At 65.6% G+C, this 26,705-nt stretch carries 27 protein-coding genes; 17 read left to right on the top strand and 10 right to left on the bottom strand.

Features of this window, described 5'->3' with window-relative positions; translation table 11 throughout:
* Nucleotides 1–6 precede the first annotated feature (6 nt).
* Genes IPU70_RS20560 through IPU70_RS20550 form a run of 3 tightly spaced genes read left to right on the top strand, consistent with a single transcriptional unit; the run spans nucleotide 7 to nucleotide 1,828 of the window.
* On the top strand, nucleotides 7–600 hold the full coding sequence (locus IPU70_RS20560; protein ID WP_013396736.1) for a phosphoheptose isomerase: 594 nt from the start codon (nucleotides 7–9) through the stop codon (nucleotides 598–600).
* Entirely contained in the window at nucleotides 597–1,337 is a 741-nt protein-coding gene (locus IPU70_RS20555) for a BON domain-containing protein (RefSeq protein ID WP_207469830.1), read from the top strand. The genes IPU70_RS20560 and IPU70_RS20555 overlap by 4 nt, the downstream gene beginning before the upstream one ends.
* Complete coding sequence (locus tag IPU70_RS20550) at nucleotides 1,334–1,828, top strand: peroxiredoxin (protein ID WP_013396738.1); 495 nt, start codon at nucleotides 1,334–1,336, stop codon at nucleotides 1,826–1,828. Before IPU70_RS20555 ends, IPU70_RS20550 begins: the two co-directional genes overlap by 4 nt.
* A 146-nt stretch (nucleotides 1,829–1,974) precedes the next feature.
* Here IPU70_RS20550 and IPU70_RS20545 read toward each other — a convergent pair whose 3' ends face one another.
* Nucleotides 1,975–2,763, bottom strand: coding sequence for a MetQ/NlpA family ABC transporter substrate-binding protein (locus IPU70_RS20545; protein WP_013396739.1), 789 nt, complete (start codon nucleotides 2,761–2,763; stop codon nucleotides 1,975–1,977).
* A 266-nt stretch (nucleotides 2,764–3,029) separates the two neighbouring features.
* Between IPU70_RS20545 and argB the strand changes: the two genes are divergently transcribed.
* The 5 genes from argB (at nucleotide 3,030) to IPU70_RS20520 (ending at nucleotide 8,183) form a co-directional block, all read left to right on the top strand.
* On the top strand, nucleotides 3,030–3,932 hold the full coding sequence (gene argB / locus IPU70_RS20540) for an acetylglutamate kinase (RefSeq protein WP_175210386.1): 903 nt from the start codon (nucleotides 3,030–3,032) through the stop codon (nucleotides 3,930–3,932).
* Entirely contained in the window at nucleotides 3,932–4,678 is a 747-nt protein-coding gene (locus IPU70_RS20535; RefSeq protein ID WP_207469828.1) for a pyrimidine 5'-nucleotidase, read from the top strand. Before argB ends, IPU70_RS20535 begins: the two co-directional genes overlap by 1 nt.
* 56 nt (nucleotides 4,679–4,734) lie before the next feature.
* Nucleotides 4,735–5,310 carry a nucleoid occlusion factor SlmA gene (gene slmA, locus IPU70_RS20530; protein ID WP_013396742.1) on the top strand — a complete coding sequence of 192 codons (576 nt, stop codon included), beginning with the start codon at nucleotides 4,735–4,737 and terminating at the stop codon, nucleotides 5,308–5,310.
* A 314-nt stretch (nucleotides 5,311–5,624) separates the two neighbouring features.
* Nucleotides 5,625–7,118, top strand: coding sequence for a DASS family sodium-coupled anion symporter (locus IPU70_RS20525; protein ID WP_207469826.1), 1,494 nt, complete (start codon nucleotides 5,625–5,627; stop codon nucleotides 7,116–7,118).
* Between the two features lie 12 nt (nucleotides 7,119–7,130).
* Nucleotides 7,131–8,183, top strand: a complete 1,053-nt coding sequence (locus IPU70_RS20520; RefSeq protein ID WP_207469823.1) for an Ldh family oxidoreductase — start codon at nucleotides 7,131–7,133, stop codon at nucleotides 8,181–8,183.
* Nucleotides 8,184–9,178: 995 nt separating this feature from the next.
* On the opposite strand, the gene rodA is transcribed toward IPU70_RS20520, so the two are convergent.
* The 5 genes from rodA to IPU70_RS20495 form a co-directional block, all read right to left on the bottom strand.
* The gene (gene rodA, locus IPU70_RS20515) at nucleotides 9,179–10,315 is read right to left on the bottom strand and encodes a rod shape-determining protein RodA (RefSeq protein WP_013396745.1); all 1,137 of its coding nucleotides are present in this window, start codon (nucleotides 10,313–10,315) and stop codon (nucleotides 9,179–9,181) included.
* Nucleotides 10,315–12,240, bottom strand: coding sequence for a penicillin-binding protein 2 (mrdA, locus tag IPU70_RS20510; RefSeq protein WP_207469821.1), 1,926 nt, complete (start codon nucleotides 12,238–12,240; stop codon nucleotides 10,315–10,317). The genes rodA and mrdA overlap by 1 nt, the downstream gene beginning before the upstream one ends.
* A gap of 15 nt (nucleotides 12,241–12,255) precedes the next feature.
* Nucleotides 12,256–12,822, bottom strand: a complete 567-nt coding sequence (mreD, locus tag IPU70_RS20505; RefSeq protein ID WP_013396747.1) for a rod shape-determining protein MreD — start codon at nucleotides 12,820–12,822, stop codon at nucleotides 12,256–12,258.
* On the bottom strand, nucleotides 12,809–13,693 hold the full coding sequence (mreC, locus tag IPU70_RS20500; protein WP_013396748.1) for a rod shape-determining protein MreC: 885 nt from the start codon (nucleotides 13,691–13,693) through the stop codon (nucleotides 12,809–12,811). Before mreC ends, mreD begins: the two co-directional genes overlap by 14 nt.
* Nucleotides 13,694–13,777: 84 nt before the next feature.
* Nucleotides 13,778–14,821 carry a rod shape-determining protein gene (locus IPU70_RS20495; protein ID WP_006216320.1) on the bottom strand — a complete coding sequence of 348 codons (1,044 nt, stop codon included), beginning with the start codon at nucleotides 14,819–14,821 and terminating at the stop codon, nucleotides 13,778–13,780.
* 227 nt (nucleotides 14,822–15,048) lie between these two features.
* Between IPU70_RS20495 and gatC the strand changes: the two genes are divergently transcribed.
* From gatC to IPU70_RS20470, 5 genes are all read left to right on the top strand, one after another.
* On the top strand, nucleotides 15,049–15,357 hold the full coding sequence (gatC, locus tag IPU70_RS20490; protein WP_013396749.1) for an Asp-tRNA(Asn)/Glu-tRNA(Gln) amidotransferase subunit GatC: 309 nt from the start codon (nucleotides 15,049–15,051) through the stop codon (nucleotides 15,355–15,357).
* Nucleotides 15,358–15,360: 3 nt separating this feature from the next.
* On the top strand, nucleotides 15,361–16,896 hold the full coding sequence (gatA, locus tag IPU70_RS20485) for an Asp-tRNA(Asn)/Glu-tRNA(Gln) amidotransferase subunit GatA (protein WP_207469819.1): 1,536 nt from the start codon (nucleotides 15,361–15,363) through the stop codon (nucleotides 16,894–16,896).
* A 4-nt stretch (nucleotides 16,897–16,900) separates the two neighbouring features.
* On the top strand, nucleotides 16,901–18,358 hold the full coding sequence (gene gatB / locus IPU70_RS20480) for an Asp-tRNA(Asn)/Glu-tRNA(Gln) amidotransferase subunit GatB (protein WP_207469817.1): 1,458 nt from the start codon (nucleotides 16,901–16,903) through the stop codon (nucleotides 18,356–18,358).
* Between the two features lie 131 nt (nucleotides 18,359–18,489).
* The gene (locus IPU70_RS20475; RefSeq protein ID WP_207469815.1) at nucleotides 18,490–18,735 is read left to right on the top strand and encodes a type II toxin-antitoxin system Phd/YefM family antitoxin; all 246 of its coding nucleotides are present in this window, start codon (nucleotides 18,490–18,492) and stop codon (nucleotides 18,733–18,735) included.
* Nucleotides 18,732–19,199, top strand: coding sequence for a type II toxin-antitoxin system VapC family toxin (locus IPU70_RS20470; RefSeq protein ID WP_207469813.1), 468 nt, complete (start codon nucleotides 18,732–18,734; stop codon nucleotides 19,197–19,199). Before IPU70_RS20475 ends, IPU70_RS20470 begins: the two co-directional genes overlap by 4 nt.
* Before the next feature lie 49 nt (nucleotides 19,200–19,248).
* Here the strand turns inward: IPU70_RS20470 and pyrE are convergent, their stop codons facing one another.
* Nucleotides 19,249–19,932 carry an orotate phosphoribosyltransferase gene (gene pyrE / locus IPU70_RS20465; RefSeq protein WP_207469811.1) on the bottom strand — a complete coding sequence of 228 codons (684 nt, stop codon included), beginning with the start codon at nucleotides 19,930–19,932 and terminating at the stop codon, nucleotides 19,249–19,251.
* A 132-nt stretch (nucleotides 19,933–20,064) separates the two neighbouring features.
* On the opposite strand from pyrE, the gene IPU70_RS20460 reads away from it, so the two are divergent.
* Nucleotides 20,065–20,853, top strand: a complete 789-nt coding sequence (locus IPU70_RS20460; protein ID WP_013396755.1) for an exodeoxyribonuclease III — start codon at nucleotides 20,065–20,067, stop codon at nucleotides 20,851–20,853.
* Here IPU70_RS20460 and IPU70_RS20455 read toward each other — a convergent pair.
* The gene (locus tag IPU70_RS20455; protein WP_207469809.1) at nucleotides 20,835–21,767 is read right to left on the bottom strand and encodes a LysR substrate-binding domain-containing protein; all 933 of its coding nucleotides are present in this window, start codon (nucleotides 21,765–21,767) and stop codon (nucleotides 20,835–20,837) included. The genes IPU70_RS20460 and IPU70_RS20455 overlap by 19 nt on opposite strands.
* 105 nt (nucleotides 21,768–21,872) lie before the next feature.
* Here IPU70_RS20455 and IPU70_RS20450 point away from each other — a divergent pair, with 105 nt between their 5' ends.
* Nucleotides 21,873–22,484, top strand: a complete 612-nt coding sequence (locus tag IPU70_RS20450; protein ID WP_207469808.1) for a LysE family translocator — start codon at nucleotides 21,873–21,875, stop codon at nucleotides 22,482–22,484.
* Nucleotides 22,485–22,913: 429 nt separating this feature from the next.
* Entirely contained in the window at nucleotides 22,914–24,260 is a 1,347-nt protein-coding gene (gene gdhA, locus IPU70_RS20445) for an NADP-specific glutamate dehydrogenase (protein WP_013396758.1), read from the top strand.
* Between the two features lie 187 nt (nucleotides 24,261–24,447).
* Here the strand turns inward: gdhA and IPU70_RS20440 are convergent, their stop codons facing one another.
* Nucleotides 24,448–24,948: a copper chaperone PCu(A)C gene (locus tag IPU70_RS20440; RefSeq protein ID WP_207469806.1), complete on the bottom strand. Its 501-nt coding sequence runs from the start codon at nucleotides 24,946–24,948 to the stop codon at nucleotides 24,448–24,450.
* Between the two features lie 19 nt (nucleotides 24,949–24,967).
* Nucleotides 24,968–25,867: a LysR family transcriptional regulator ArgP gene (locus IPU70_RS20435; RefSeq protein ID WP_013396760.1), complete on the bottom strand. Its 900-nt coding sequence runs from the start codon at nucleotides 25,865–25,867 to the stop codon at nucleotides 24,968–24,970.
* 147 nt (nucleotides 25,868–26,014) lie between these two features.
* Between IPU70_RS20435 and IPU70_RS20430 the strand changes: the two genes are divergently transcribed.
* Nucleotides 26,015–26,647, top strand: coding sequence for a LysE/ArgO family amino acid transporter (locus IPU70_RS20430; RefSeq protein WP_207469804.1), 633 nt, complete (start codon nucleotides 26,015–26,017; stop codon nucleotides 26,645–26,647).
* Nucleotides 26,648–26,705: the final 58 nt, after the last annotated feature.

Here is a 26,705-nt window from a genome sequence, read left to right as displayed (position 1 = left end):
GCGCCCATGGATATGACCTCTCGTATGACGTCGCACTTTCGCGACGCCATGGCTGCGTGCGAACAAAGTATGAACGTCCTGGCCGAGCCGCTGGCAGTGGCGGTGGACGTGCTGTTCGGCGCCCTGGCAAACAACGGCAAGATTCTGGCTTGCGGCAATGGCGGCTCGGCCGCTGACGCGCAGCATTTCATCGCCGAACTGGTGGGCCGCTTCGAACGCGAACGCCTGCCCCTGGCCGGCATCGCGCTCAATACCGACACCTCGATCCTCACCGCCGTCGGCAACGACTACGGTTTCGACGAGATCTACGAACGCCAGGTCAACGCCTTCGGCCAGGCCGGCGACGTGCTGGTGGCCATATCCACCAGCGGCAATTCCCCCAACGTGGTGCGCGCCATGGAAGCCGCCAGCGCCCGCGAAATGCACGTGCTTGCCCTGACCGGCAAGGGCGGCGGCGTCATGGGGGAACTCATTACGCCGATGGACGTCCATCTATGTGTTCCCAGCGATCGCACGATGCGCATCCAGGAAGTCCATATTCTGCTGCTGCACGCGCTGTGCGACGGCATTGACGCTCTTCTGCTTGGAGACACCGAATGATTTCTGACGTCCGTACCGCAGCCCGCCCCTTGATGCTCGCCGCGGCGCTATCCACCGCCGCCCTCTCGTTGACGGCCTGCGCGCCCCTGATCGTGGGCGGCGCGGCCGCCACCACCGCGGTCGTCGTGACGGACCGCCGCACCTCCGGCATCCAGCTCGAAGACCAAAACATGGCGTTCAAGGCGCAGAGCCAGATCTCGCAGAAGCTGGGCGACACCGCGCGCGTCAATGCCATGGCCTACGGCGGCCACCTGCTGCTGACCGGCGACGTGCCCACCGAGGAAGCCAAGAACCAGGCCACCGCCATCGCCCAGGGCGTGGAAAACGTCAAGCAGGTCATCAACCAGCTGAACGTGGGTCCCATCGCCTCGTTCGGCACGCGCTCCAACGACACCTGGCTGACTTCCAAGGTCAAGACCGCCCTGCTCAACACCAAGTACGTGCCCTCGGGCACCATCGCGGTCACGACCGACCACAGCGTCGTCTACCTGATGGGCAAGCTGACACAGGCCGAAGGCGAATATGCCGCCAACGCCACCGCCGACGTCGGCGGCGTGGCCAAGGTGGTTAAACTGTTCGAGACGATCAGCCGCGACGAAGCCATCCGGCTGTCGAACACCGGTTCCAAGTCCAACACTTCCACGGAAACCAAAGCGCCGATCGAAAGCGGCGCCGGCGCACCCAGCGACAACGCGGCCGGCACCAGCAGCGGCGTAGAGGCCATGCCCATCAAATGAAGAAAGCCATCATCGCACTGGCCGTCCTGGTGGCGGTCGGCATCGGCGCCTGGTTCGTCATGCGCCCCGCCCAGACCGCGCCCGACGTCACCTTCACCACGCTGGAAGGCAAGACCTTCTCGATGCAGGACCTGCGCGGCAAGGTCGTGCTGGTCAAGTTCTGGGCCACCAGCTGCGTCACCTGTGTGAAGCAGATGCCGGAAACCATCTCGGCCTACAACGAGTACGCGTCCAAGGGCTACGAGGCGATCGCGGTCGCCATGAACTACGACCCGCCCAACTTCGTGCTGAACTTCGCCGACACGCGCAAGCTGCCGTTCCCGGTGGCCCTGGACACCAAGGGCGACATCGCCCGCGCCTTCGGCGACATCCGCCTGACGCCCACGGCCTTCCTGATCGACAAGCAGGGCCGCATCATCAAGCGCTACCTGGGCGAATACGACGTGGCGGAATTCCACGCCACCGTGGAAAAAGCCCTGGCGGCAGGCTGAGCCCCGCCACGCGGCATCCGCGCCAGACCGCCCCTGACCGGGCGGTTTTTTTTCGCCTTGAGGGCCGGGCAGGCAGTCCCGCGCGCCCCAAAAGAAAAGCCGCCCGGGCTACGGGCGGCTTCCAGATCAGGCCAGGCGGATCGGGCTCAGAATGCCGGCACCACGGCGCCCTTGTACTTGTCCTGGATGAACTTCTTCACCTCGGGCGTGTGCAGGGCCTGGACCAGCTTCTTGATGCCCGGCGCGTCCTTGTTGTCCGAACGGGTCACCAGGATGTTGGCGTAGGGCGAATCCGAGCCTTCGATGAAGAGGGCGTCCTTGGTCGGGACCAGGCCCGCTTCCAGCGCGTAGTTGGTGTTGATCAGCGCCAGGTCCACGTCATCGAGCGAGCGCGGCAGCATGGCGGCTTCCAGTTCGCGGAACTTCAGCTTCTTGGGATTTTCGACCACGTCGGCGGCCGTCGCCAGGATGTTGGACGGATCCTTCAGCTTGATCACGCCCTGCTTCTGCAGCAGCACCAGGGCGCGGCCGCCGTTGGAGGGATCGTTCGGGATCGCGACCGTGGCGCCGTCCTTGAGCTCGGACAGGCTCTTGATCTTCTTGGAATAGCCGCCGAACGGCTCGACGTGCACCAGGGCCACCGGCACCAGCGTGGCCTTGCGGTCCTTGTTGAAGGAATCCAGGTAGGGCTTGTGCTGGAAGAAGTTGGCGTCCAACTGCTTGTCCGCCAGCTGCAGGTTGGGCTGCACGTAGTCGCTGAACACCTTGATGTCGAGCTCCACGCCTTCCTTGGCCAGTTGCGGCTTCACCACCTCCAGGATTTCGGCATGGGGGACCTGGGTCGCGCCCACCACGATTTTTTCGGCATGGGCGGCGTTCGCCGCCACCAGGAAGACCGACGCCGCCAGGGCGGACCGGACAAAGTTCAAACGCATGTGTTGCCTCTTTTGTGGGTAAAAAATCGGGGGCCGATGCCCCTGCCGGTGTGGCCCCGCCCCCTTTTGCGGGGCGCGCCGTTGCGAAATCGCCCCCAATTTACCTGAATGCCGGTTATTTGTCGGGCATATGAACATGGGTTTAAAGCATAAGAAACCTGTGGGTACTACAATCCGTCGTATGCTTGCGCTACCGCGTCCCGAACGCGTTTTTGTGCAGGCATTTTTTCTAACCACTCATACGTATATTTGCCGACTTAGCTGCCATGACCGACACCCCCGACCCTGCTGCCGTTTCGTCTCCTGCTGTCAAAGCCGCTGTGCTGTCTGAAGCACTGCCGTATATCCGACGATTTCACGGCAAGACCATCGTGGTCAAGTACGGCGGCAACGCCATGACGGAAGAGCGTCTGCAGCGCAGCTTCGCGCACGATGTCGTGCTGCTGAAGCTGGTGGGTCTGAACCCGGTGGTGGTGCACGGCGGCGGTCCGCAGATCGACGACGCGCTGCGCCGCATCGGCAAGCAGGGCACCTTCATCCAGGGCATGCGCGTCACCGACGCCGAGACCATGGAAGTGGTCGAATGGGTGCTGGGCGGCCAGGTCCAGCAGGACATCGTCATGATGATCAACGAGGTCGGCGGCAAGGCCGTGGGCCTGACCGGCAAGGACGGCGGACTGATCCAGGCCCAGAAGAAACTGATGGCCAACAAGGACAACCCCTCCGAACCCATCGACATCGGCTTCGTCGGCGACATCACCATGGTCGAGCCGGCCGTGGTCAAGGCGCTGCAGGACGACCAGTTCATCCCTGTCATCTCGCCCATCGGCTATGGCGAGGACGGCACGGCCTACAACATCAACGCCGACGTCGTCGCCGGCAAGATGGCGGAAGTGCTGGGCGCCGAAAAGCTGCTGATGCTGACCAACACCCCGGGCGTGCTGGACAAGGCCGGCAAGCTCTTGCGCAGCCTGTCGGCCCAGACCATCGACGAACTGTTCGCCGACGGCACGATCTCCGGCGGCATGCTGCCCAAGATCTCGTCCGCGCTGGACGCCGCCAAGAACGGCGTGAACTCGGTGCACATCGTCGACGGCCGCGTGCCGCACTGCCTGCTGCTGGAAATCCTGACCGACCAGGGCGTGGGCACGATGATCAGCTCGCACTGATGCGGGCACAGCGTTACCTGCTGCGGCCGGCGCTGCGCATGCGCCGCTCCCGCCGCACCGCCACGGGCGTTTCCGAACGCCTGTGGCTGTTCGACCTGGACAACACGCTCCACGACACCTCGCACGCCATCTTCCCCAGGATCGACCACGGCATGACCATGGCCGTGGCCGAGGCGCTGAATGTCGACATCGACACCGCCAACCGCTTGCGCTCGCAGTACTGGAAGCGCTACGGCGCCACGATGATAGGGATGGTCCGGCATCACGGCGTGGATCCCCATGAGTTCCTGCACCGCAGCCATGACTTCGATGTCGGCCCGCTGGTGCGTTCAGAAAAGGCGCTGGCCTACAAGCTGAGCCGGCTGCCGGGCCGCAAGGTGCTGCTGACCAACGCGCCGCTGCACTATGCCCGCGCCGTGCTCGCGCGCCTGGGCATCCTGCGGCAGTTCGACAGCCTCTGGGCCATCGAGCACATGCGGCTGCATGGCGAGTTCCGGCCCAAGCCTTCACCCACCCTGCTGCGCCACGTGCTGGCCCGCGAAGGCGTGCAGGCGCGCAACGCGGTCCTGGTGGAAGACACGCTGGCCAATCTGCGCGGCGCACGCCAGGCCGGCCTGCGTACCGTCCACGTGTATCACCCCGGCACGCCGTTCGCGCGCGGCCGCTCGCAGCGGCCGGCCTATGTCGACTTGCGGGTAAACTCCGTCAGTGATTTGCTGTTACGCCGACGCCCCCTGCGGGGATAGCGGCGCGCTCCTCCCTCCCCCTTCACCGTCAAGCCTGCGCGAGAGCAGACCCTTCCATGGCGAGCAAACCCGGCGAGCGCAAGACCCAGATTCTGCAAACCCTGGCCGAGATGCTGGAGCAGCCGCACGCCTCCCGCATCACCACGGCTGCGCTTGCCGCGCGCCTGGAAGTCTCCGAAGCCGCGCTGTACCGGCACTTCGCCAGCAAGGCGCAGATGTTCGAAGGGCTGATCGAGTTCATCGAAACCAGCATCTTCACGCTGGTGAACCAGATCGCCATCGCCGAACCCCATGGCCTGACCCAGGCGCACCAGACCGTCTCAATGCTGCTGACCTTCTCGGAACGCAACAAGGGCATGACGCGCGTGTTGACTGGCGACGCGCTGGTCACGGAAGACAACCGCCTGCAGGAACGCATCAACCACATCAACGACCGCATCGAGGCGTCGTTGAAGCAGTCGCTACGCATCGCCGTCACCGATGGCGGCCTGCCGCCGCAAGCCAATGTAGCGGCGCATGCCAGCCTGCTGACGCACCTGGTGCTGGGCCGCTGGCTGCGTTATGCGCAGAGCGGCTGGCGCGTCGCGCCCACCCTGCATCTGGATGAACAGCTGCGGCTGGCACTGGGTTGAGCGGCCGGTCGGGTCATCCGGCCGCAGTGCCGATTAGCATCGTGGCACGATCTAATTAATCCCCTGTTCGTCCGCTTCTTCGTCGATTAGCGTTGTTCTACGCAACAATCTTCGCTTGCCGACGGCGCGGGGCGACGAGCATAATGCCCGTCAGAGGTTTTCCACAAGCCCCAATCTCCACAGGCTTGATCTGTATCAATACGGGTTTTCCGCAATGCCGTCACGATCATGCTGTAGCGTCGACACACCGATTTGACCTATCCCGTTGCTCGCGGGGCGGTGTGTCGGCAGTTTGACCTCAACCGGAGATGGATATGACCGCGCAAGCCGCCGTCCCTGCCTCGCAAGCCCCAAAGAAAACCAAAATTCCAATCGGACTCATCGCCGGCGTCCTCGTGATGATCGGCGTGCTGATGATGCCGCTACCCGCCGACCTGCCCGTCGCGGGCCACCGGATGCTCGCCATCCTGGCATTCGCAGTGGTGGTCTGGATTACCGAAGCCGTGTCCTACGAAGCCAGCGCGATCATGATCACGACGCTGATGGCCTTCCTGCTGGGCACGGCTCCGACAATCAAAGACCCGCAAGTCATCTATGGCACCTCGGCCGCGATCAGCATGGCGCTGGCAGGCTTCTCGAACTCGGCGCTGGCGCTGGTCACCGGCGCCTTGTTCATTGCCGCGGCCATGACCTTCACCGGATTGGACCGGCGCATCGCGCTGGTGACCCTGGCCAGAGTGGGCACCAGCACGCGCCGCATCCTGATCGGATGTATCGCCGTGACCATCGTGCTGAGCCTGGTCGTGCCCAGCGCCACCGCGCGCAGCGCGGCCGTGGTGCCCATCATGATGGGCGTGATCGCTGCCTTCGGCGTGGACAAGCGCTCCAACATCGCCGCCGGCATCATGATCATCGTGGCCCAAGCCACCAGCATCTGGAACGTCGGCATCCAGACCGCCGCCGCGCAGAACCTGCTGACCGTCGGCTTCATGGAAAAGATGCTGGGCGAACGCGTGGCGTGGTCGGACTGGCTGATCGCCGGCGCCCCCTGGTCGCTGATCATGTCGGCCGTGCTGATCGCCGTCGTGCTCAAGCTGCTGCCGCCGGAAAGCGACAGCATCGCGGGAGGCAAGGAAGCCGTCGAGAAGTCGCTGCTTGAACTGGGTCCCATGACGGGCGCGCAGAAGCGCCTGATGGCCGTATCGCTCATGCTGCTGCTGTTCTGGTCGACCGAAGGCAAGCTGCACAAGTTCGATACCACCTCCACCACCTACTTCGGCCTGGTCCTGCTGCTGCTGCCGCGCTTTGGCGTGATGACCTGGAAAGACGTGCAATCGCGCATCCCATGGGGCACCGTGATCGTGTTCGGCGTCGGCATCAGCCTGGGCACCGCCCTGCTGACGACCCAGGCCGGCCAATGGCTGGGCAACCAGGTCGTAGCCCACACCGGCCTCGACCACCTCGGACCGCTGGCCATCTTCGCGATCCTGGCTGCCTTCCTCATCGTCATCCACCTGGGTTTCGCCAGCGCCACCGCGCTGACCTCGGCCATGCTGCCCATCCTGATCTCGGTGCTGGCCACGCTGCCGGGCGACTTCAGCCGACTGGGCATGACGATGCTGCTGGGCTTCGTGGTCAGCTACGGCTTCATCCTGCCCATCAACGCGCCGCAGAACATGGTGTGCCTGGGTACGGAAACCTTCAACGCCAAACAGTTCGCCAAGGTCGGCATCATCGTCACCATCGTCGGCTACCTGCTGATGCTGCTGATGGGCATGACCTACTGGCGCTGGCTGGGCTGGCTGTAAGGAGGCCGCATCATGAAGATTTCGATCGCCCAAGCCAATGAATACGGGCGCCGCGTGCTGATGGCCCAAGGCGTTCCCGAGGACATCGCGCGCGACGTGGCCGAGCACCTGGTCGAGTCCGACCGGGTCGGCTACACCAGCCACGGCCTGTCCATCCTGACCAACTACCGGCGCGTACTGTCCGAAGGCCTGGCCCAGGCCGACGGCCGGCCCGAACTGGTCAACGACCGCGGCGCGATGCTGGCCTACGATGGCCACCACGGGCTGGGCCAATATGTCGGCAAGGTCGTCATCGAGAAGGCCATCGAGCGCACGCAGGAACACGGCCAGTGCATCCTGACGCTGCGCCACAGCCACCACCTGGGTCGCATGGGCCACTACGGGGAAATGGTGGCGGCCAAGGGCCTGATCCTGCTGGCCTTCACCAACGTGATCAACCGCTCGCCGACCGTGGCGCCTTTCGGCGGCGCGCAGGCTTGCCTGACCACCAACCCGCTGTGCTTCGCCGGCCCGCTGCCGGGCGGCCGTCCGCCCTTCATCGTGGACATGGCCACCAGTTCCATCGCGGTCAACAAGGCGCGGGTGCTGGCGGCCAAGGGCGAGGAAGCGCCCGCGGGCTCGCTGATCGACGCCCAGGGCAACCCGACCACCGATCCCAATGCGCTGTTCACCGACCCGCCGGGCGCTCTGCTGCCATTCGGCGGCCACAAGGGCTACGCGCTGGGCCTGGTGGCCGAGCTGCTGGCCGGCGTGCTGTCGGGCGGCGGCACGATCCAGCCCGAGCATCCGCGCAACGGGGTGGCGACGAACAATATGTTCGCGCTGCTGTTGGACCCGCAGGTGGATTTCAATACGGACTGGCGGTCGATGGAGGTGGGCGCGTTCATCGACTACCTGCACGCCTGCAAGCCGCAACCGGGCGTCGAAGGCGTGCAGTATCCAGGCGAGTACGAAGCCCGCAACCGCGCGCTGAACGAGGATGCGCTGACATTCGACAGCCGGATCTGGGATGGTCTTACCAAGCTGGCCGTCGACCTTGGGGTGCCTGAGGCGTTGCCTGCTTGATGTCCTACGTGCTTGCGGGCGTCGGAGGTTCTTGAGACGCCCGTCACGTCGGTGCCTCGCCAGGCGCGGGGCAACGATTGCGGTCCGGAGCGTTCGCTCCGGACTTCCCCTTCGTCATCCTCGTTGCCGCCTGCGGCGGCTGCCTACGGATTCCCTCGGGCTTATCGACGCCCCGCGCCTGGCGAGGCACCGACGCGACGGGCTCATTCAGCTGCAATCTGGCGTCGGCTGGGACGAGCCGTGTGCTTGGCGTTCTGGCAACGAGTGGGGTATGGCGGATGATCTTGCGGGGCTCGCCTCGGGCCGGCCGCACGGGCGGCCTTCCGAGGCTTTCGCGGTGTCTTGCGGTTCAGGATGACGCTGCGCGCGCATGAAGCGCGGGTCAGCTTCAACGCTTCGAGGACGGCGGCTCATGACTGAACTTCACCAGGCCGTTGATCATTGACCGCCTCGGAAGACAGTGACCCATCACTGAACGTCGCCATGCCAAGCAATCATCACCGACGCTAAGGCACGGTGCTGGATGGGTGGCGCGCGCGAGAGAATCTTCAAGCGCAAACCGCTGCCTGCCGCGCGCCACCCATCACCGCCCCACCCCCAATGATGCGGGGCCACCAGAAAACCGCCCTCCGCCATCGCGCCAGCGACCATCACCACGACGCCCACAACCACGTATGTTGCCTACGGCCGCCCGCGCGGCCGTGGGCAACGGGCGACGCGAGACTCGCCACCGACCACGAATCTAGCAGCGCAGCAGGCCAAGACGTACGTAGCCCGTCGGCGCGGGCGCCATGGCGGCGAGCAACCTCGATGCGCCCGACGGAATCCGAAGGGAAGGCCGAAGGCCTGGACGAGGATGAGGATGGGGCAGTCCGGAGCGAAGGCTCCGGACCGCAATCGTGGGCGCTCGCCGCCATGGCGCCCGCGCCGACGGGCGACCTACGAAGTAGCCGCAGCCCACAGCAGGAACCAACCGTTCAAAAAAGCGACCAAGATCAAGTCTTAACCGACCGATGCCGACTAATACTCATCATGATCCCAAACGCAATCCCCATGGTGAACAAAGCCGTTCCCCCATAGCTCATGAACGGCAACGGCACCCCCACCACAGGCAGGATCCCCGTCACCATCCCCACGTTCACGAATACATAGATAAACAGCATCATCGTCAGCGCCCCCACCAGCAACCTGCCGAACTGCGACGATGCCCGTGATGCGATCGTCAGGCCGCGCGCCATCATCAGGCCGTACAGCACCAGGATGGCGATGCCGCCATACAGTCCGAACTCCTCGGCGTACACCGCGAAGATGAAGTCGGTGGTGCGCTCCGGGATGAAATCCAGGTGCGTCTGCGTGCCCTTCATGTAGCCCTTGCCGTAGACCCCGCCCGAGCCCACCGCGATCATCGACTGGATCGTGTGGAAGCCCTTGCCCAGCGGATCGGAGCTGGGATTGAGCAGCGTGCACACCCGGTGCTTCTGGTAGTCGTGCAGCACCACCCAGTCGACCTCGGGCTCGCAGAGCTGGTCCTCGTAGTAGACCAGTGTGCCGATGGCGATGATGCCGGCCAGCATCACCGGCACCAGCAGCTTGAACGACAGGCCCGCGAAGTAGATCACGAAGAAACCGGCGCCGAACACCAGCAGCGCCGTACCCAGGTCGGGCTGCAGCACGATCAGGCCGAAAGGCGCGGCCAGCATGGCGGCGGCGGCCAGGAAGTCGCGGATGCGGACCGCGCCCTCGTGGCGCTGGAAGTACCAGGCCAGCATCATGGGCACGCCGATCTTCATCATCTCGGAAGGCTGGATGCGGGTCACGCCCAGGTTCAGCCAGCGGGTCGCGCCCTTGCTGGTTTCGCCGAAAAACTCCACGCCCAGCAGCAGCACCACCCCCACCACATAGAAGGGCAAGGCCAGCTTCATCAGCCACTTGGGTGGAATCAACGCCATGACCCACATCGCGAAAAAGGCGATGATGAAATTGCGCGACTGTTCGGCGAAGCGCCAGTCGGTGCCGCCCACCGCCGAATGCATCACCGTCATGCCGAGCGCGGCGAACATCAGCAGGATCGCCAGCAGCGGCCAATCGAAGGCCGTGAACACGCGTAGCAGGATAAGGCCCAGGCGTTTCATTATCGGCGCACCACGTCGGAAGCGATTTCCTCGACCGAGGCCAAGGGGTCGGCGCGATCGGGCCGCACGATCTTGTCCTGGCGATCCTTGGCCAGCCAGTAGTCGAATACCTTGCGGGCGACCGGCGCGGCGACGCTGGCGCCCCAGCCGGCGTTCTCGACGATCAGCGCCACCGCGATGCGGGGGTGCTCAAGCGGCGCAAAACCCATGAACAGCGCGTGGTCACGCAGGCGTTCGTCGATGGCGCTGGCGCGGTAATGGCCGCCTCGCAAGCTGAACACTTGCGCGGTGCCGGTCTTGCCGGCCGCCTGGTAAGGCGTGTTGGCGAACGCGCGCCGCGCCGTGCCGGCCCGCACCACGTCCGCCATGGCGTTCTTGATCACGTCCACGTTGGCCTGCTTGAGAGGAATACGGTAATCGGGCGCGGACTCGGTGGGCTTGGCCACGCCGCTGCGCGGATCGCGCACCGCGTGCACCAGATGCGGGCGGCGGTACAGGCCGTTGTTGGCCAGCGTGGACGTGCCTTGCGCCAGCTGCAGCAGCGTGAAAGCGTTGTAGCCCTGCCCCACCGCCACGGAAATCGTCTCGCCCGCGTACCAGCGCTGGCGATCCTTGTCCTTGTAGGCCGAGCGCTTCCAGTCGGTCGAGGGCAGCACGCCGCGCTTTTCGCCTTCCAGGTCGATGCCTGTGATCTGGCCGAAGCCGAATTGCTTGGTGAAGTCATGCAGCGCGTTCACGCCGATCTCGGGGCCCAGCGAATAGAAGTAGGTGTCGGACGACACCACGATGGCCTTGTGCATGTCCGTCATGCCGTAGGCCGCGCCGCCGGCGTTGCGGAATTTCTGGCCGCCGAATTCGTAGTAGCCGGGATCGGAGATGCGGTCGGTGGCGCGGCGCTTGCCCAGTTCCAGCGCGGCCAGGGCCACGAAAGGCTTGTAGGTCGAACCGATGGGATAGGTGCCGTACAGCGGCCGGTTGATCAGCGGATGATCCGGCGATTCGTTCAGCATGCGCCAGTTGTCCACGTCGATGCCGTCCACGAACAGATTGGGATCGAACGAGGGCTGCGAGACGAAGGCCAGCACCTCGCCGGTATCGGGATCGATGGCGACCAGCGCCCCGCGCTGCCCCTCGAACGCCGCTTCGGCCACCTTCTGCAAGCCCAGGTCAATGGATAGCATGATGTCGGAGCCAGGCACGGGATCGATCCGGCGCAGCGTGCGCATGGGCCGACCGCCCGCGGTCACTTCGACCTCTTCCAGGCCGGTGCGGCCGTGCAGCTGCTCTTCCCAGGTCTTCTCGATGCCCTTCTTGCCGATGACATCGGTACCGCGGTAGTTGCCCAACTGGCCGGCGCGCTCCAGCTCTTCGTTGTCGCCCTCCGCGATGCGGCCGATATAGCCGACCACGTGGCCCGCCGAGGCGCCCTGCGGATACTCGCGCACCCAGCGCGCGCGCAGCTCCACGCCCGGAAACTGGAAGGAATGCGCGGCGAACCAGGCAGCCTCGGTTTCGTTGAGATTGTTGCGCAGCTGCAGGCTGGCGTAGCGGCTCGACTCGGCGGCGCGGCGCTTGAAACGGCGCTGATCGGCCGGGCTGATGTACACGACCTCGGTCAGGCGTTCGAACAGCTCGCTCAGATTGCCGGCGTGGGCCGGCACGACTTCGAGCGTGTAAGTGCGGTAGTTGCGCGCCAGCACCTCGCCATTGCGGTCCAGGATCTCGCCGCGCCGCGGCGGGATCGGCACGACCGCGATGCGGTTGCGGTCGGCGCGCTCGGACAGGCCCTCGTAGCGGTCGACCTGCAGGTACCAGAACCGGCCGATCAGCACGCCGAAGCAGGCCAGCGCGAACAGGCCGCCCACCCAGGCGCGCAGGCGGAAACGCTGCTTCTGCTGCTGGCCGGTTTTCTTGAACTCGAACATGACGCGGCGCCGCCGTCAGGCGGAGGAAGATTCGGCGTCGTCGACACCGCGCTGCGGCAAGTGCAGAACCCAGCCCGCCAGCGGCCACAAGGCGGCGGTCAGGAGCACGCTGATGCCCCAGTCCCAGCCCGGCCATTTACCCGCCAGCCATGCATGGATGATCTGGGTCACGAAGCGGGCAATGAAGAACACAGGCAGCATGTGCATGGCCTGGCTCCAGAGGTCGAACCGCTGCAGGCGGCGATGCAACACCACGGCGCCGTAGGCGACCAGCGTGTACGACAGCGCGTGTTCGCCCAGCAGGCCGGCGTCGTGCACGTCCATCAGCAGGCCGAAGAAGAAGGCGGTGAACAGGCCGATGCGGCGCGGCTCGTGCACGCACCAGAAGGCGATGATCAGCAGCAGGATGTCGGGCGCGCCCTGCCACAGGCGCCACGGCAGCAGCGACACCAGCCACGCCACCAGCACCGTGGCCCAGACGAACACGCCGTGCGCAGGACCGGAGAGCCGGTCGGGCTGCACATTGCTGGGGGTGCCGAGGCGGCGCGTGGCCTGCCCCGAGGATTGCTTAGTCCGATCCACCGGAATCGACCTCCTGACGGTTGGACTCGGCGCGTTCCACATCGACCTGCAGAACCAGGAAGTGACGGTAGCGTTCGGGATGGGCCAGCGGCTCGCACACGGCACGCGCAAAGCCGGAGGCGGTATCGCGTTCGACCGAGGTCACCTTGGCCACCGGCAGGCCGGCGGGGAACAGTCCGCCGACGCCGCTGGTAACGATAGTATCGCCTTCCTTGATGTCGGCATTGGCGGCAAGGTAACGGACTTCCATCTTGCCGGGCGAGTTGCCGCCGAACGCGATCAGGCGCAGGCCATTGCGCAGCAGCTGCACGGGGATGGAGACCTGCTCGTCGGTGACCAGCGCCGCCTCGGCGGTCATCGGCGTAACGCGCACGATCTGTCCGACCACGCCGCCTTCGTCGATCACCGGCATGCCCGGGGCCAGGCCGGCCTTGCTGCCCTTGTTGAACACCAGGCGCTGCGTGAACGCGTTGGTGGGTTCGTACATGACCTCGACCACCACCGCGGATTGCGCCACGGTGTCGGTCACGCCCAGCAGCCGGCGCAACTGCGAATTTTCCGCGGCCAGTTGGGCGCCATGCGTGGTCACCTGGGCCAGCTCGATGCGCTGGCGTTGCAGGGCTTCGTTTTCGCTACGGATGAGGTTGGCCGCGTTGACCCATTCGTTCACTTGCTGGACGAGGTCGCGCGGCGCCATGACGGCGCGCTGGAAGGGGTACAGCGCCACGGATATCGTCCGGCGCGCCGGTTCCAGCATGCGCCATTGCGAATCCATGACGATCAGGGCCAAAGCAAGGACGACCAGAACGACCAGCCGCACCTCCGCGGGTGGGCCGCGCCTGAATAGGGGAGGAGTCCCTTGTCGTTGCATGAATCTCAGCCCGGACGCCCGCGCCCGTCGCTCCGGCAGCGGCCGGAGCCGTGAAAAAGCGGGGCTCCGGGCTGGCGGGCAAAATTAGTCGTTGATGAAGATGGCGCCCAGTTTCTCAAGGTGTTCCAGCGCCTCGCCGCAACCGCGCACGACGCAGGTCAGCGGATCGTCCGCCACCACGACGGGCAGGCCGGTCTCTTCCTGCAGCAGGCGGTCCAGATCGCGCAGCAGCGCGCCGCCGCCGGTCAGGGCAATGCCCTTGTCGGTGATGTCGGCGCCCAGTTCGGGCGGGGTCTGTTCCAGCGCGATCTTCACGGCGGACACGATCTGGTTCAGCGGGTCCGTCAGCGATTCCAGGATCTCGTTGGACGAGACCGTGAAACTGCGCGGCACGCCTTCAGCCAGATTGCGGCCCTTGACCTCGATCTCGCGGACTTCGGAGCCGGGGAAGGCCGAGCCGATTTCCTTCTTGATCAGTTCGGCGGTGGGTTCGCCGATCAGCATGCCGTAGTTGCGGCGGATATAGTTGACGATAGCTTCGTCGAACTTGTCGCCGCCGACGCGTACCGAGCCCTTGTAGACCATGCCGCCCAGCGAGATGACCGCCACTTCGGTGGTGCCGCCGCCGATGTCGACGACCATGGAGCCGCTGGCGTCGGACACGGCCAGGCCGGCGCCGATGGCGGCGGCCATGGGTTCTTCGATCAGGAAGACGTGGGACGCGCCCGCGCCCAGGGCCGATTCACGGATGGCGCGGCGTTCAACCTGGGTGGAGCCGCAGGGCACGCAGACGATAATGCGCGGGCTGGGCGCCAGCATGTTGCGCGGGTGCACCATGCGGATGAACTGCTTGAGCATCTGCTCGGTGACCGTGAAGTCGGCGATGACGCCGTCCTTCATGGGCCGGATGGCCTCTATATTGCCGGGAACGCGGCCAAGCATCTGCTTGGCTTCGTGCCCGACGGCCTGGATGATCTTCTTGCCGTGAGGCCCGCCTTCATGACGGATTGCGACCACGGACGGTTCATCGAGCACGATGCCCTTGCCGCGGACGTAGATCAGCGTATTGGCGGTACCGAGGTCAATCGCCATATCGCTGGAAAAATAACTGCGCAGGAATCCGAACATGGGAGCTCAGCTAAATTCTGGGGGGAATGAGGTACATGCCGCGGGGCGTAGGGCCCGTAAAACAACGGGTCCGCCTGTCATCACGGCGATTAAACCGTGAATCATAACTTATAATTTCCCCGGAAATAGCGCATAAATGCAGGCTATTCAAGCTTTGTAACGGGTTCGGCGTATGCATACTGCCCTCTCCCGCCCCTCGGCCTTCGCTTATCGATTTGCAATCCCCCATGGCGCTCAATGACACAGATGTGGCCCGCATTGCCCGGCTGGCCAGAATCGAACTGACCCCCGACCAGCGCACCCTCGCGCAGGCCGAACTCAACGGCATCCTCCACCTGATCGAACGGCTCCAGTCCGTCGACACCCAGGGGGTCGAACCCCTGGCCCACCCGCTGTCCGCCCACGAAGACATCGTGCTGCGCCTGCGTGAAGATGCCGTGACCGAACCCAGCTCGGAGGCCCGCCGCGAAGAGCTGCTGGCCAACGCCCCCGACGCCCAGGAAGGCCTGTTCCTGGTTCCCAAGGTCCTGGATTAAGTCATGACGAAACCCGCTCTGCACACCCAATTCAAGGGGATCGCCGCCCTGCGCGCGGCCCTTGCGCAACGCCAGGTCAGCGCCGTCGAGCTCGCCCAAAGCGCCTTGGCGGCCGCCGAAACGGCCAGCGGCCTGAATTGCTTTTTACATATTGACGCCGAATTGACGCTGGCCCAGGCCCGCGCCGCCGATGCCGCCCTGGCTGCCGGCTCGGCCGGCCCGCTGGCTGGCATCCCGATCGCCCACAAGGACGCCTTCGTCACCCGCGGCTGGCGCACCACCGCCGGCAGCAAGATGCTCGAGGGCTACGTCAGCCCGTTCGACGCCACCGTCGTCGAGCGCCTGGGCGAGGCCGGCGCCGTGTCGCTCGGCAAGCTGAACTGCGACGAATTCGCCATGGGTTCCGGCAACGAGAACTCCGCCTACGGCGCCGTGAAGAACCCCTGGGACCACGCCGCCGTGCCCGGCGGCTCCTCGGGCGGTTCGGCCGCCGCCGTGGCCGCCCGCCTGGTGGCCGCCGCCACCGGCACCGACACCGGCGGCTCGGTGCGCCAGCCCGCTGCCCTGTGCGGCGTCAGCGGCATCAAGCCCACCTACGGCACCGTGTCCCGTTACGGCATGGTGGCCTTCGGCTCCAGCCTGGACCAGGCCGGCCCGCTGGCTGAAAGCGCCCGCGACCTGCTCGAACTGCTGGACGTCATCAGCGGCTTCGACCCGCGCGACGCCACCAGCCTGGAAAAATGCGATGCCGCCGTCAACGAGCCCGGCCGCGTCCGGCGCGACTTCGAGGCGGCCCAGGGCCGTTTCGACGCCGCCGGCAGCCAGCCGTTGAAGGGCTTGCGCATCGGCGTGCCCGCCGAATACTTCGGCGCCGGCCTGGCGCCTGACGTGGCCGCCGCGGTCGAGGCCGCGCTGACCCAATTCGAGGCGCTGGGCGCCGTGCGCGTGCCGGTGTCGCTGCCGCGCACCGAGCTGGCCATTCCCGCCTATTACGTCATCGCCCCCGCAGAAGCGTCCAGCAACCTGGCGCGCTACGACGGCGTGCGCTACGGCCATCGCGCCGCCCAGTACGGCGACCTGAACGAAATGATCAGCCGCTCGCGCGCCGAAGGCTTCGGCGACGAGGTCAAGCGCCGCATCCTGATCGGCACCTACGTGCTGTCCCACGGCTACTACGACGCCTACTACCTGCAGGCGCAGCGCCTGCGCCGCCTGATCGCGCAGGACTTCCAGCGCGCCTATGCGGACCAGTGCGACGTGATCATGGGTCCGGTGACGCCCACCGTGGCCAAGAACATCGGCGACAACCGCGACGATCCCACCGCCGACTGGCTGGCGGACGTCTACACGCTGGGCGTGAGCCTGGCCGGGCTGCCTGCGATGTCGATTCCCTGCGGCTTTGGAGGCGCGGGCGGAACTCGCCCGGTGGGTCTCCAGATCATCGGCAACTACTTCGACGAAGGCCGCCTGCTGGCCATCGCCGACCGCTACCAACAAGTGACGGACTGGCACACGCGTGCCCCGGTCCAGCAAGGCTGACAACATGAACTGGGAAATCGTCATCGGCCTGGAAACGCACACCCAGCTTTCCACCGACTCCAAGATTTTTTCGGGTAGCAGCACCCAATTCGGCGCCGCGCCCAATACCCACGCCAACGTGGTCGATCTGGCCCTGCCGGGCAGCCTGCCGGTCATGAACCGCGGCGCCGCCGAACGCGCCATCCGCTTCGGCCTGGCCGTGGGCGCCACCATCGCGCCGCGCTCGGTGTTCGCGCGCAAGAACTACTTCTACCCCGACCTGCCCAAGGGCTACCAGATCAGCCAGTACGAACTGCCGGTGGTGGTGGGCGGTTCGCTGTCGTTCTTCGTGGGCGAGGAAGAGAAAACCGTCAACCTGACGCGCGCCCACCTGGAAGAAGACGCCGGCAAGTCGCTGCACGACGACTTCAACCTGGCCAACGGCGCGCCCGCCAGCGGCATCGACCTGAACCGCGCCGGCACGCCGCTGCTGGAAATTGTGACAGAGCCGGAAATGCGCTCGGCCGCCGAGGCAGTGTCCTATGCCCGCGCCTTGCACAGCCTGGTGGTGTGGCTGGGCATCTGCGACGGCAACATGCAGGAAGGCTCGTTCCGCTGCGACGCCAACGTGTCCGTCCGCCCCGTGGGCCAGAAGGAATTCGGCACCCGCACCGAGATCAAGAACGTCAACTCGTTCCGCTTCCTGGAGCGCGCCATCGTCTATGAAGCGCGGCGCCAGATCGAGCTGATCGAAGACGGCGGCACGGTGGTCCAGGAAACCCGCCTGTACGACGCCGACCGCGACGAGACGCGCAGCATGCGCAGCAAGGAAGACGCGCACGACTACCGCTACTTCCCCGACCCCGACCTGCCCACGCTGGTGATTTCCAGCGCCTGGGTCGACGAAGTCCGCGCCGCCATGCCCGAACTGCCGGCCGCCCAGCGCGCGCGCTTCGAATCCGAGTACGGCCTGCCCGCCTACGACGCCGCCCAGCTGACCGTCAGCCGCGACCTCGCCGCCTACTTCGAGGCCGTGGCGCACGCGCTGCCGGCCGGCCAGGCCAAGCTGGCCGCCAACTGGGTCATGGGTGAAGTCTCCGCCGCCCTGAACAAGGACGAAAAGAGCATCGCCGACTCCCCGGTGCAGGCGCCGGCGCTGGCCGCCCTGATCGGCCGCATCATCGACGGCACCATCTCCAACAAGATCGCCCGCGAAGTCTTCGGTGCCATGTGGGCCGGCGAAAACGGCGGCCAGGCCGATGCCATCATCGACGCCCGCGGCCTCAAGCAGATCAGCGACACCGGCGCCATCGGCGCCATGATCGACGAGGTGCTGGCCGCCAACCCGGCCATCGTGGAAGAGTACCGGGCCGGCAAGCAGAAGGCGTTCAACTCGCTGGTGGGCCAGATCATGAAGGCCGCCCGCGGCAAGGCCAACCCGCAGCAGGTGAACGATCTGTTGAAGCAGAAGCTGGATAGCTGATCCTGTGCCGGGCGCGGCTCGCAACGGCCCCGCTCAGGAAGTATCAGACGAAACGAAGGGCCGCGGCATCTTGCCGCGGCCCTTCGTTTATCCAAGAATGATCTGGTCGATTTTTGACCGGAGACTTGGACATGAATTACCTGGAAATCAGCAGCAGCGACCTGCTGCATCGGTTTGCCGACCACCTGCAAGCGGTGCGCCAAGGACAGCATTTCATCATTTCACTGGATGGCGTGTTGTGCGCCAGGCTGACCCCAGCCCTGCCCACAACTTCGCTGGACGCACATGATGCGCTTGAGGCAATGAAATGCTTCACGCCAGCGCCGGCCGTCCCGCACGAAGTCATCCGTTCCTGGATCGAAGAGGGCCGGGCATGAATCCGATCCGCTTGATACCGGACGCCTCGCTTGCCCTGGCGTGGCTGATCGACCGCGCGGACGCCCACGAAGCACGGATGGCCCGGCATCTGCTGGAAACTGCTCACGAGTCTGAAAACACGGTGCCCCCCATCTGGCACACGGAAGTCGCGAACGGCATGTTGCGCGCCGAGCGCGGCCAACGAGCATCGGCGGGTCAGCTGTTCTCGTTCAGACAGCTTCTCGAACGCCTGCCCATACTTCCAGATCCGGCCGCCCCATCTTCCGGCGTAACCCGCAGCTATCTGCTGGCTCGAACGCACGGCTTGACCGTCTACGACGCCAGTTATCTCGAACTGGCCCAAAGAACCAACGGCTGTCTGGCCACCTTTGACCGCAAGCTGGCGGATGCCGCCCGAGCGAGCGGCGTCGCCGTCTTCGGCCAGCCCCATGGGGTCGCTGAGCCAGCGGCAAGCTATGGATAAAAGGGCGGCACCTGGCCGCCCCACTACCTGCACTCGCTGAGGACAGGGTTTACTTCACCCCGTACTTCGTCCGATACGCCAACACCGCCTCTCGGTGCTCAGCGAACGACGCGTCATCCTGCAGCAAGGCCAGGATGTCCGACAGCGAGGCAATCGCCACCACCGGAATGCCGTAGGTCTTGGCCACGTCCTGCACGGCGGAATGCGCCGACAGGGCGTCGTCCGGACCCGCGCGCTCCATGCGGTCCATGGCGATGAGCACGGCGGCCGGCTCGGCGCCGGCGGCGCGGATGATCTCCACCGATTCGCGCACCGAGGTGCCCGCGGTGATCACGTCGTCAATGATGACGACCTTGCCCTTGAGCGGCGCGCCCACCAGGGTGCCGCCCTCGCCGTGATCCTTGGCTTCCTTGCGGTTGTACGCGAAAGGCACGTCGCCACCCTTCATGCCGGAGTGGCCCGCCAGCGCGATGGCAGTCGCCGTGCCCAGCGGGATGCCCTTGTAGGCCGGACCGAACAGCATGTCGAATTCCACGCCCGAATCCAGCAGCGCCTGGGCGTAGAACTGCGCCAGCTTGCCGACCGAGCGCCCGCTATTGAACAGTCCGGCATTGAAGAAATAGGGACTGATACGGCCCGATTTGACCTTGAAGCTGCCGAAGCGCAGCACGCCCTCGTTCAAGGCGAAGCGGACGAAATCCAGGGCGGTGGCGGAAGAATGGGCGGCGGGCATGCGTAAAGGTCCGGTAGATGGCAAACGCTGGCATTTTATCCGCTGTCGGGGCTATTCCCGGGTGGCCGCGCCGAGTCGGTTAAATTGCTGGCATTGTCCCGGCCCTCGCGGCCGCCCAACAGGAGTTTCGCTTTGCTGCGCATTACGTCGATCAATCTCAATGGCATCCGGTCCGCCTTCCGCAAGGGCCTGCAACCCTGGATGGAAAAACACGCCGCCGACGTGCTCTGCCTGCAGGAGATCAAGGTATCCCACGAGGACCTGACCGACGACCTGCGCCACCCGCCTGGTTATACCGGCCACTTCCACCATGCAGTGAAGAAGGGCTATAGCGGCGTGGGCATCTACCTGCGCGACGCGGCCGAACGCGTCAACACCGGCCTGGACTGCGAAGAATTCGACCCCGAAGGCCGCATCATCCGCGCCGACTGGAAAAACCTGTCGGTCATCAGCGCCTACCTGCCCTCTGGCTCCAGCGGCGACGAGCGCCAGCAGGCCAAGTACCGCTTCCTGGACCGCTTCGGCCCCTGGATCGACGCCCTGATGCACGAGCACAAGACCACCGGCCGCGAGTTCATCATCTGCGGCGACTGGAACATCGCCCACAAGGAAATCGACCTGAAGAACTGGAAGGGCAACCTGAAGAATTCGGGCTTCCTGCCCGAAGAGCGCGCCTGGCTGACCGACGTGTTCGACAAGCGCGGCTTCGTCGACGTGTTCCGCACCATCGACGACCGCCCGGACCAGTACACCTGGTGGAGCAACCGCGGCCAGGCCTGGGCTAAGAACGTGGGGTGGCGCATCGACTACCAGATCGCAACGCCGGGCATCGCCGCCCGCGCCCGCAACGTGGCCATCTACAAGGACGAGCGCTTCTCGGACCACGCCCCCCTGACGATCGACTACGACGCCACGCTCTGAGCGGCATCCGTCGCCTCGCCCGCCGCGTCCCGTAGCGACGCGGCGGCCTCGCGGCGCAACCATTCCAGAAAGGCTTGCGCGCGCGGATCTTCCGCGCAAGGCCGCAGCGACAGCAGCACATAAGCCGAGCCATCCCGGGTAAAGCCGCAAGGCGCCTCAAGCCGGCGGTCCCGCAAAGCGTCGCACACCATCAGCGCGGAACCTATCGCCACCCCCAGGCCGGCGGCAGCCGCCTGCAGACTCAGATAGAAATGCTCGTAGGCCGGCCCGGCCCGGCGCGGGGGCTTCACACCCGCCGCACGCGACCAGTGCCGCCAGGCCAGCGGGCGCGTCGCGCTGCCGAGCGCCGGCGCGCCGCCCCAGCCATCCGCGGCCGGGTCTGCTGCGGCAGCGCCCGCCAGTGCCGGGCGGCACACCGGCCCCGTCCATTCCTCGCACACCTGCTCGGCATGCAAGGCGGTATCCCAATCAAAGTCATTGCGGCGCAACGCCACGTCCACGCCCTGGGCGACGAAATCCACGGGACCGCCTGCCGCATACAGGTGCACCTGCACGCCGGGATGGGCGCGCTGGAAGTCCGGCAGCCGCGGGATGAGCCACATCATGGCGATGGTGGGCTCGCAGGACAGCACCAGCGGCGCATCCGCCGCCGGCTGGCGCAGCTTGGCCAGGCCCGCCGCCAACTGCTCGAACAGGGCGCGCGTCACCTCGAACAGCTGCCTGCCCGCATCGGTCAAAAAAACAGCCCGATTGCGGCGTTCGAACAGCGCCAGGCCCAGCGCGTCCTCGAGCAGCCGGATCTGCCGGCTGACGGCGCCATGGGTCACGTGCAGCTCTTCGGCCGCCTTGCCAAACGCCAGGTGGCGGGCAGCGGCATCGAACACGCGCAAAGTATTGAGCGGCGGCAGCTTCATGGCAAAAGGTGATTTTTTCTCACAGATATCCGACATTAGAAATCGTTTTTCCGGCGCGCGCCAGCGTCCCACAATGCCGGCTCCGTTTAGCAACCTGCTGCCGCCATGACCGAACTGATCGCCGTCGCTCTCATCACCCTGCTTGCCGTCATCAGCCCCGGCCCAGACTTCGCCATGGTCACGCGCAACAGCTATCTGTTCGGCCGGCGCACCGGCCTGATCTGCGCGCTGGGCATCGCGCTGGGTGTGCAGGTGCACGTGTTCTACACAATGTTCGGGGTCAGCCTGCTGGCGCACTACGCGCAGCCCGTGCTGCAGGGCATCAAACTGGCGGGCGCCTGCTATCTGGTCTACATGGGCTGGAAGACCTTCTTCAACCGCACCCAGGTCAGCCGCGATCTTTCGGAGCGCCCCCCTATCTCGGGCTGGCAGGCGCTATACAGCGGCTTTCTGACCAATGCGCTGAATCCCAAGACGACGTTGTTCGTGGTCAGCACCTATACCCAGGTGGTGTCGCCCGGCACGCCGCTGGCCTGGCAGTTCGGCTATGGCCTGTTCATGTCGTTGGCGCACTGGATCTGGTTCGGCGCGGTGGCGTGGTCGGTGTCCTCGCCCTTCCTGCGGCGGATGCTGCTGGATCATCAACTTGCGGCCGACCGCGTGGTGGGAGCCGTCTTGATGGCGCTGGGCGCGGCGCTGGCCGTCGTACAACTGTAATCCCGTAGAGGGGACGTGATTTTGCTCAAACAATTAATGGGGACATATTAAACTGGTATCGTTCCTTCAGCCCGCCCAAAGCTGCCCGAACGTGTCTTCCTTTCCTCCCCAACAATTCGGGAGGCCCTATGATCTCTCTATGAAAATAAATGGGGACATATTAAATTCTCTAGGAAATTCAATATTCTTCGTTGAGAACCTACGATTTAAGGCGACTCTACCCTGATTTCCCACTTTAATACGTCCCCAATAAATTAAAAGAAAAAGTGCTTTGATATCAAGGTGATGGCACCATTTTTGGGCTTTGCGCAGGGCAGCAATTTACCCCTACAATTCCGCACCATACAGGTGCGCCCATGCACCAAAAAAGAATTTTCGCGCCCCAATCCGGCGCAGTCCGCACCTATTCGAAGCACCCCCAAGGAGATCATGTTGAAAGTGCAGAGTCTGGACGACTTCCTGCGTGGCGTCGCCGCGCGCGACCCGCAGCAGCCTGAGTTCATGCAAGCCGTCCAGGAGGTGATGCTGAGCCTGTGGCCTTTCATCGAAAAGCACCCCCACTACGCCGAGCACGCCGTGCTCGAGCGCCTGGTGGAGCCGGAACGCGTGATCCAGTTCCGCGTGTGCTGGACCGATGACCGCGGCCAGGCCCAGGTCAACCGCGCTTTCCGCATCCAGCACAGCTCGGCCATCGGCCCCTTCAAGGGCGGCATGCGTTTCCACCCCTCGGTGAACCTGTCCATCCTGAAGTTCCTGGCTTTCGAGCAGACCCTCAAGAACTCGCTCACCACGCTGCCCATGGGCGGCGGCAAGGGCGGCTCCGACTTCGATCCCAAGGGCAAGTCCGACGCTGAAGTCATGCGCTTCTGCCAAGCCCTGATGATCGAGCTGTACCGCCACCTGGGTCCGGACACCGACGTGCCGGCTGGCGACATCGGCGTGGGCGCGCGCGAAGTCGGCTTCATGGCCGGCATGATGAAAAAGCTGTCCAACTCGACCGCCAGCGTGTTCACCGGCAAGGGCCTGACCTTCGGCGGCAGCCTGATCCGCCCCGAAGCCACCGGCTACGGCACCGTGTACTTCGCTGAAGAAATGCTCAAGCGCGTGGGCAAGTCCTTCGACGGCCTGCGCGTGTCCGTATCGGGCTCGGGCAACGTCGCCCAGTACGCGATCGAAAAGGCCATGGCGCTGGGCGCCAAGGTCGTGACGATTTCGGATTCGAACGGCACGGTGGTCGACGAAGCCGGCTTCACGCACGAGAAGCTGGTCGCGCTGATGCACATCAAAAACGACTTGCGCGGCCGCCTGGACACGTATGCCCGCCAGTTCGGCCTGGTCTATGAAGCCGGCAAGCGCCCGTGGCACGTGCCGGTGGACGTGGCCCTGCCCTGCGCCACGCAGAACGAACTGGAACTGGCCGATGCGCAAACGCTGATCAAGAACGGCGTGCTGTGCGTCGCCGAAGGCGCCAACATGCCGGCCACGCTGGAAGCCGCCAAGGCCTTCATCGCCGCCCGCGTGCTGTACGCGCCCGGCAAGGCCAGCAACGCCGGCGGCGTGGCCGTATCCGGCCTGGAAATGGCCCAGAACTCGGCCCGCCTGGCCTGGACGCGCGAGGAAGTCGACGCGCGCCTGCACGCCATCATGCGCGACATCCATGAGAACTGCGTGCGCCACGGCCACAGCGAGCGCGAGTACGTGAATTACCTGGACGGCGCCAACATTGCTGGCTTCGTGAAGGTGGCTGACGCGATGCGTCAGCAAGGGCTGTATTAAGCCCCCCCCCGAAGCGCTGCGCGCTTCCCCCCAGGGGGCGCCGCAGCGGACCGGCAGAGCCCGGCTCCGCGCGGCCCCGATTGGGGGAGACCTGTTGTGTCGGGGCGGACCTGCCTCGTTGACAGGAATCCACCTGAGCCGGCCCATGGGCCGGCTTAGTTTTTCAGGTGCGGGCAGCGCCTGGCGCTTAGTGCTTCATCGTGCCGTGGTTCATGCTGCCGTGGTCCATGCCGGGATTGTGCGAGGCCGGCTTGACCTTGAAGTGCACGGCGACTTCGCCGGCTTTTTCGAACTTCAGCGTGGCCGGGACCGTGCCGCCTTCGGCGAACGGGGCCTTCAGCTTGATGAACATGACGTGGTAGCCGCCCGGGCTGAGCTTGACCTCGGTATCGGCCGGCAGCGCGATGCCGCCTTCCACCTGACGCATCTTCGAGACGCCGTTCTCGGTCTGCACCGTGTGCAGTTCGACGCGCTCCGCCGCGTCCGACGACACCGACAGCAGGCGGTCAGCAGCCTTGGCGTCGTTGTCGATGTCCATATACCCCGCGCCATTGGACTGGCCGGGCGCGGACGCGCGCACCCAGAGGTCGTCGACCTCGATCTGGCCAACCTTGTAGTCCTTAGCCCAAGCCGAGCCGGCCGTGCACAGGCCCAGGGCGGCGATGACAGCGAACTTGCGGATGTTCATGGGTTGTTCTCCTAGGGGGTTAACGCCGCCTGACCAGGCTGCGGGCAGCTGACAGGACCGAATCCGTCAGGGCTTCCATCGCTTCGGAGTTTACCCGCCAATGCTGCCAATACAGCGGCACGTCCTCCCAGGCGCGGCCCCGAAGCAGCATCAGCTGACCTGCATCAAGGTGTTCCTGCACCAGCGGCAGCGGATTCATGGTCCAGCCCAGGCCGCCCAGCGTGGCCTGCACGAACGCGCGGGTGGAAGGCACCCACCAGACCGGCGGTTGCCAGGGCGCGGGATCCGCGATCTTGTGCGCGAAGCGGGCCTGCAGCGCGTCCTTGCGGTTGAACACCAGCACCGGCGCCTGCGCCAGCGTCTGGGCGTTGACGCCCTGCGAGAAGTAGCGCTTGTGAAATTCGGGCGTGCAGGTCGCGACATAACGCATGCTGCCCAGCGCATGGATGCGGCAGCCCTGGACCGGCTCGGCCAGGGCGGTCACGGCGCCCAGCACCGAGCCATTGCGCAGCAGCGTCGCCGTGTGGTCCTGGTCTTCGGACTGCATGTCCAGCGTAGCCCGGGTGCGCGCCGCGAACTGCACGGCCGCGTCGACGAACCAGGTCTCCAGGCTGTCGTGATTGACCGCGACCGGAATGCTGGCATAGGGCACATCGTCGTCCGCCACGCCCAGGCGGTCGAGCGCGTCGTGCTCCAGCAGCGCCGTCTGCTCGGCCAGCCGCACCAGCACCTGGCCGTCCGCCGTGGCCACCGCCGGCACGGTGCGCTGGACCAACAGCCGGCCCATGCGGTCCTCCAGGGCCTTGATCCGTTGCGACACTGCCGACGGGGTGACGCTCAACGACAGCGCCGCCCGCTCGAAGCTGCCTTCCCGCACTACCGCTGCCAGGGCGCGCAGGTTGCCGTGATCGATTTTCATAAGATTAGTTTTGCTTAAGATAGTGAAGGAAAATTAGCTTTATTTCATATCCGCCGCAAGCGAAAATGGCCTTGTTACCGGAGCGCCACGCGCGTCCGGCGTTGTCATCCAAACGCCGCCACAGGCGTAGCAGCACAGGTGCAGGTCATGTTCGCCACGTTGTCATCCCCCCTTTTCTTCACTGCCTGGGCCAGCGGCACGGCCACCGGGCTGGGCCTGTTCGCGGTCGTGGGCGCGCAAAGCGCGTTCATCCTGCGCCAGGGCCTGATGCGCGCGCACCTCGTGAGCGTGGTCGCCATTTGCGCGCTGATCGATGCTATCTTCATCTTCGCCAGCGTCTCCGGCCTGCAGGCCCTGACCTCCTGGTTCCCTTGGCTGACGACCGCCGTGCTGTGGTTCGGCGTGGCCTTCCTGTCGTGGTACGCGCTGCAGTCGGCGCGCCGCGCCTGGACCGCCACGGGCGGACTGGCCGCCGCCCGCGACGTGGTGCCGTCGCGCCGCGCCGCCATCCTGGGCGCGCTGGGCTTTTCGCTGCTGAATCCGCACTTCTGGCTGGACATGGTGGTGGTCGGCTCGCTGGCGCACGGCTTCGAGGACGCGCGCATGGCCTTCGCCGCCGGCGCCTTCACCGCCAGCCTGCTGTGGCTCGCCGTGCTCGGCATCGGCTCGCGCCTGTTCGCCCCGTTCTTCGCCAGCGCCTCGGCTTGGCGCGTGCTGGACGGACTTATCGCGGTGGTCATGGCCGCGCTGGCGGTCAGCCTGGCGCTCAAGGGCGTGTAAGGGCCTCCCAAGGCGTTTAAGCTACGCCTCCCGCAGTTCGCCCGAACGGCCGCCCGGA

It is taken from the genome of Achromobacter sp. SD115 (assembly GCF_017355315.1).
GTDB lineage: Bacteria > Pseudomonadota > Gammaproteobacteria > Burkholderiales > Burkholderiaceae_B > Achromobacter > Achromobacter xylosoxidans_B.
The sequence above is the reverse complement of the archived record's forward strand: the minus strand, read 5'-3'. Positions and strand labels throughout refer to the sequence as shown.

What these genes read in the sequence shown, in the direction of transcription:
- mrdA (WP_207469821.1), bottom strand. Translation starts at nt 12,240, where the DNA reads ATGTTCGAGTTCAAGAAAACCGGCCAGCAGCAGAAGCAGCGTTTCCGC.
- rodA (WP_013396745.1), bottom strand. Translation starts at nt 10,315, where the DNA reads ATGAAACGCCTGGGCCTTATCCTGCTACGCGTGTTCACGGCCTTCGAT.
- gatB (WP_207469817.1), top strand. Translation starts at nt 16,901, where the DNA reads ATGAACTGGGAAATCGTCATCGGCCTGGAAACGCACACCCAGCTTTCC.
- IPU70_RS20545 (WP_013396739.1), bottom strand. Translation starts at nt 2,763, where the DNA reads ATGCGTTTGAACTTTGTCCGGTCCGCCCTGGCGGCGTCGGTCTTCCTG.
- mreC (WP_013396748.1), bottom strand. Translation starts at nt 13,693, where the DNA reads ATGCAACGACAAGGGACTCCTCCCCTATTCAGGCGCGGCCCACCCGCG.
- IPU70_RS20430 (WP_207469804.1), top strand. Translation starts at nt 26,015, where the DNA reads ATGTTCGCCACGTTGTCATCCCCCCTTTTCTTCACTGCCTGGGCCAGC.
- IPU70_RS20535 (WP_207469828.1), top strand. Translation starts at nt 3,932, where the DNA reads ATGCGGGCACAGCGTTACCTGCTGCGGCCGGCGCTGCGCATGCGCCGC.
- IPU70_RS20560 (WP_013396736.1), top strand. Translation starts at nt 7, where the DNA reads ATGGATATGACCTCTCGTATGACGTCGCACTTTCGCGACGCCATGGCT.
- IPU70_RS20550 (WP_013396738.1), top strand. Translation starts at nt 1,334, where the DNA reads ATGAAGAAAGCCATCATCGCACTGGCCGTCCTGGTGGCGGTCGGCATC.
- IPU70_RS20450 (WP_207469808.1), top strand. Translation starts at nt 21,873, where the DNA reads ATGACCGAACTGATCGCCGTCGCTCTCATCACCCTGCTTGCCGTCATC.
- IPU70_RS20555 (WP_207469830.1), top strand. Translation starts at nt 597, where the DNA reads ATGATTTCTGACGTCCGTACCGCAGCCCGCCCCTTGATGCTCGCCGCG.
- argB (WP_175210386.1), top strand. Translation starts at nt 3,030, where the DNA reads ATGACCGACACCCCCGACCCTGCTGCCGTTTCGTCTCCTGCTGTCAAA.
- IPU70_RS20440 (WP_207469806.1), bottom strand. Translation starts at nt 24,948, where the DNA reads ATGAACATCCGCAAGTTCGCTGTCATCGCCGCCCTGGGCCTGTGCACG.
- IPU70_RS20525 (WP_207469826.1), top strand. Translation starts at nt 5,625, where the DNA reads ATGACCGCGCAAGCCGCCGTCCCTGCCTCGCAAGCCCCAAAGAAAACC.
- IPU70_RS20495 (WP_006216320.1), bottom strand. Translation starts at nt 14,821, where the DNA reads ATGTTCGGATTCCTGCGCAGTTATTTTTCCAGCGATATGGCGATTGAC.
- IPU70_RS20520 (WP_207469823.1), top strand. Translation starts at nt 7,131, where the DNA reads ATGAAGATTTCGATCGCCCAAGCCAATGAATACGGGCGCCGCGTGCTG.
- gdhA (WP_013396758.1), top strand. Translation starts at nt 22,914, where the DNA reads ATGTTGAAAGTGCAGAGTCTGGACGACTTCCTGCGTGGCGTCGCCGCG.
- IPU70_RS20455 (WP_207469809.1), bottom strand. Translation starts at nt 21,767, where the DNA reads ATGAAGCTGCCGCCGCTCAATACTTTGCGCGTGTTCGATGCCGCTGCC.
- pyrE (WP_207469811.1), bottom strand. Translation starts at nt 19,932, where the DNA reads ATGCCCGCCGCCCATTCTTCCGCCACCGCCCTGGATTTCGTCCGCTTC.
- IPU70_RS20475 (WP_207469815.1), top strand. Translation starts at nt 18,490, where the DNA reads ATGAATTACCTGGAAATCAGCAGCAGCGACCTGCTGCATCGGTTTGCC.
- IPU70_RS20435 (WP_013396760.1), bottom strand. Translation starts at nt 25,867, where the DNA reads ATGAAAATCGATCACGGCAACCTGCGCGCCCTGGCAGCGGTAGTGCGG.
- slmA (WP_013396742.1), top strand. Translation starts at nt 4,735, where the DNA reads ATGGCGAGCAAACCCGGCGAGCGCAAGACCCAGATTCTGCAAACCCTG.
- gatC (WP_013396749.1), top strand. Translation starts at nt 15,049, where the DNA reads ATGGCGCTCAATGACACAGATGTGGCCCGCATTGCCCGGCTGGCCAGA.
- gatA (WP_207469819.1), top strand. Translation starts at nt 15,361, where the DNA reads ATGACGAAACCCGCTCTGCACACCCAATTCAAGGGGATCGCCGCCCTG.
- IPU70_RS20470 (WP_207469813.1), top strand. Translation starts at nt 18,732, where the DNA reads ATGAATCCGATCCGCTTGATACCGGACGCCTCGCTTGCCCTGGCGTGG.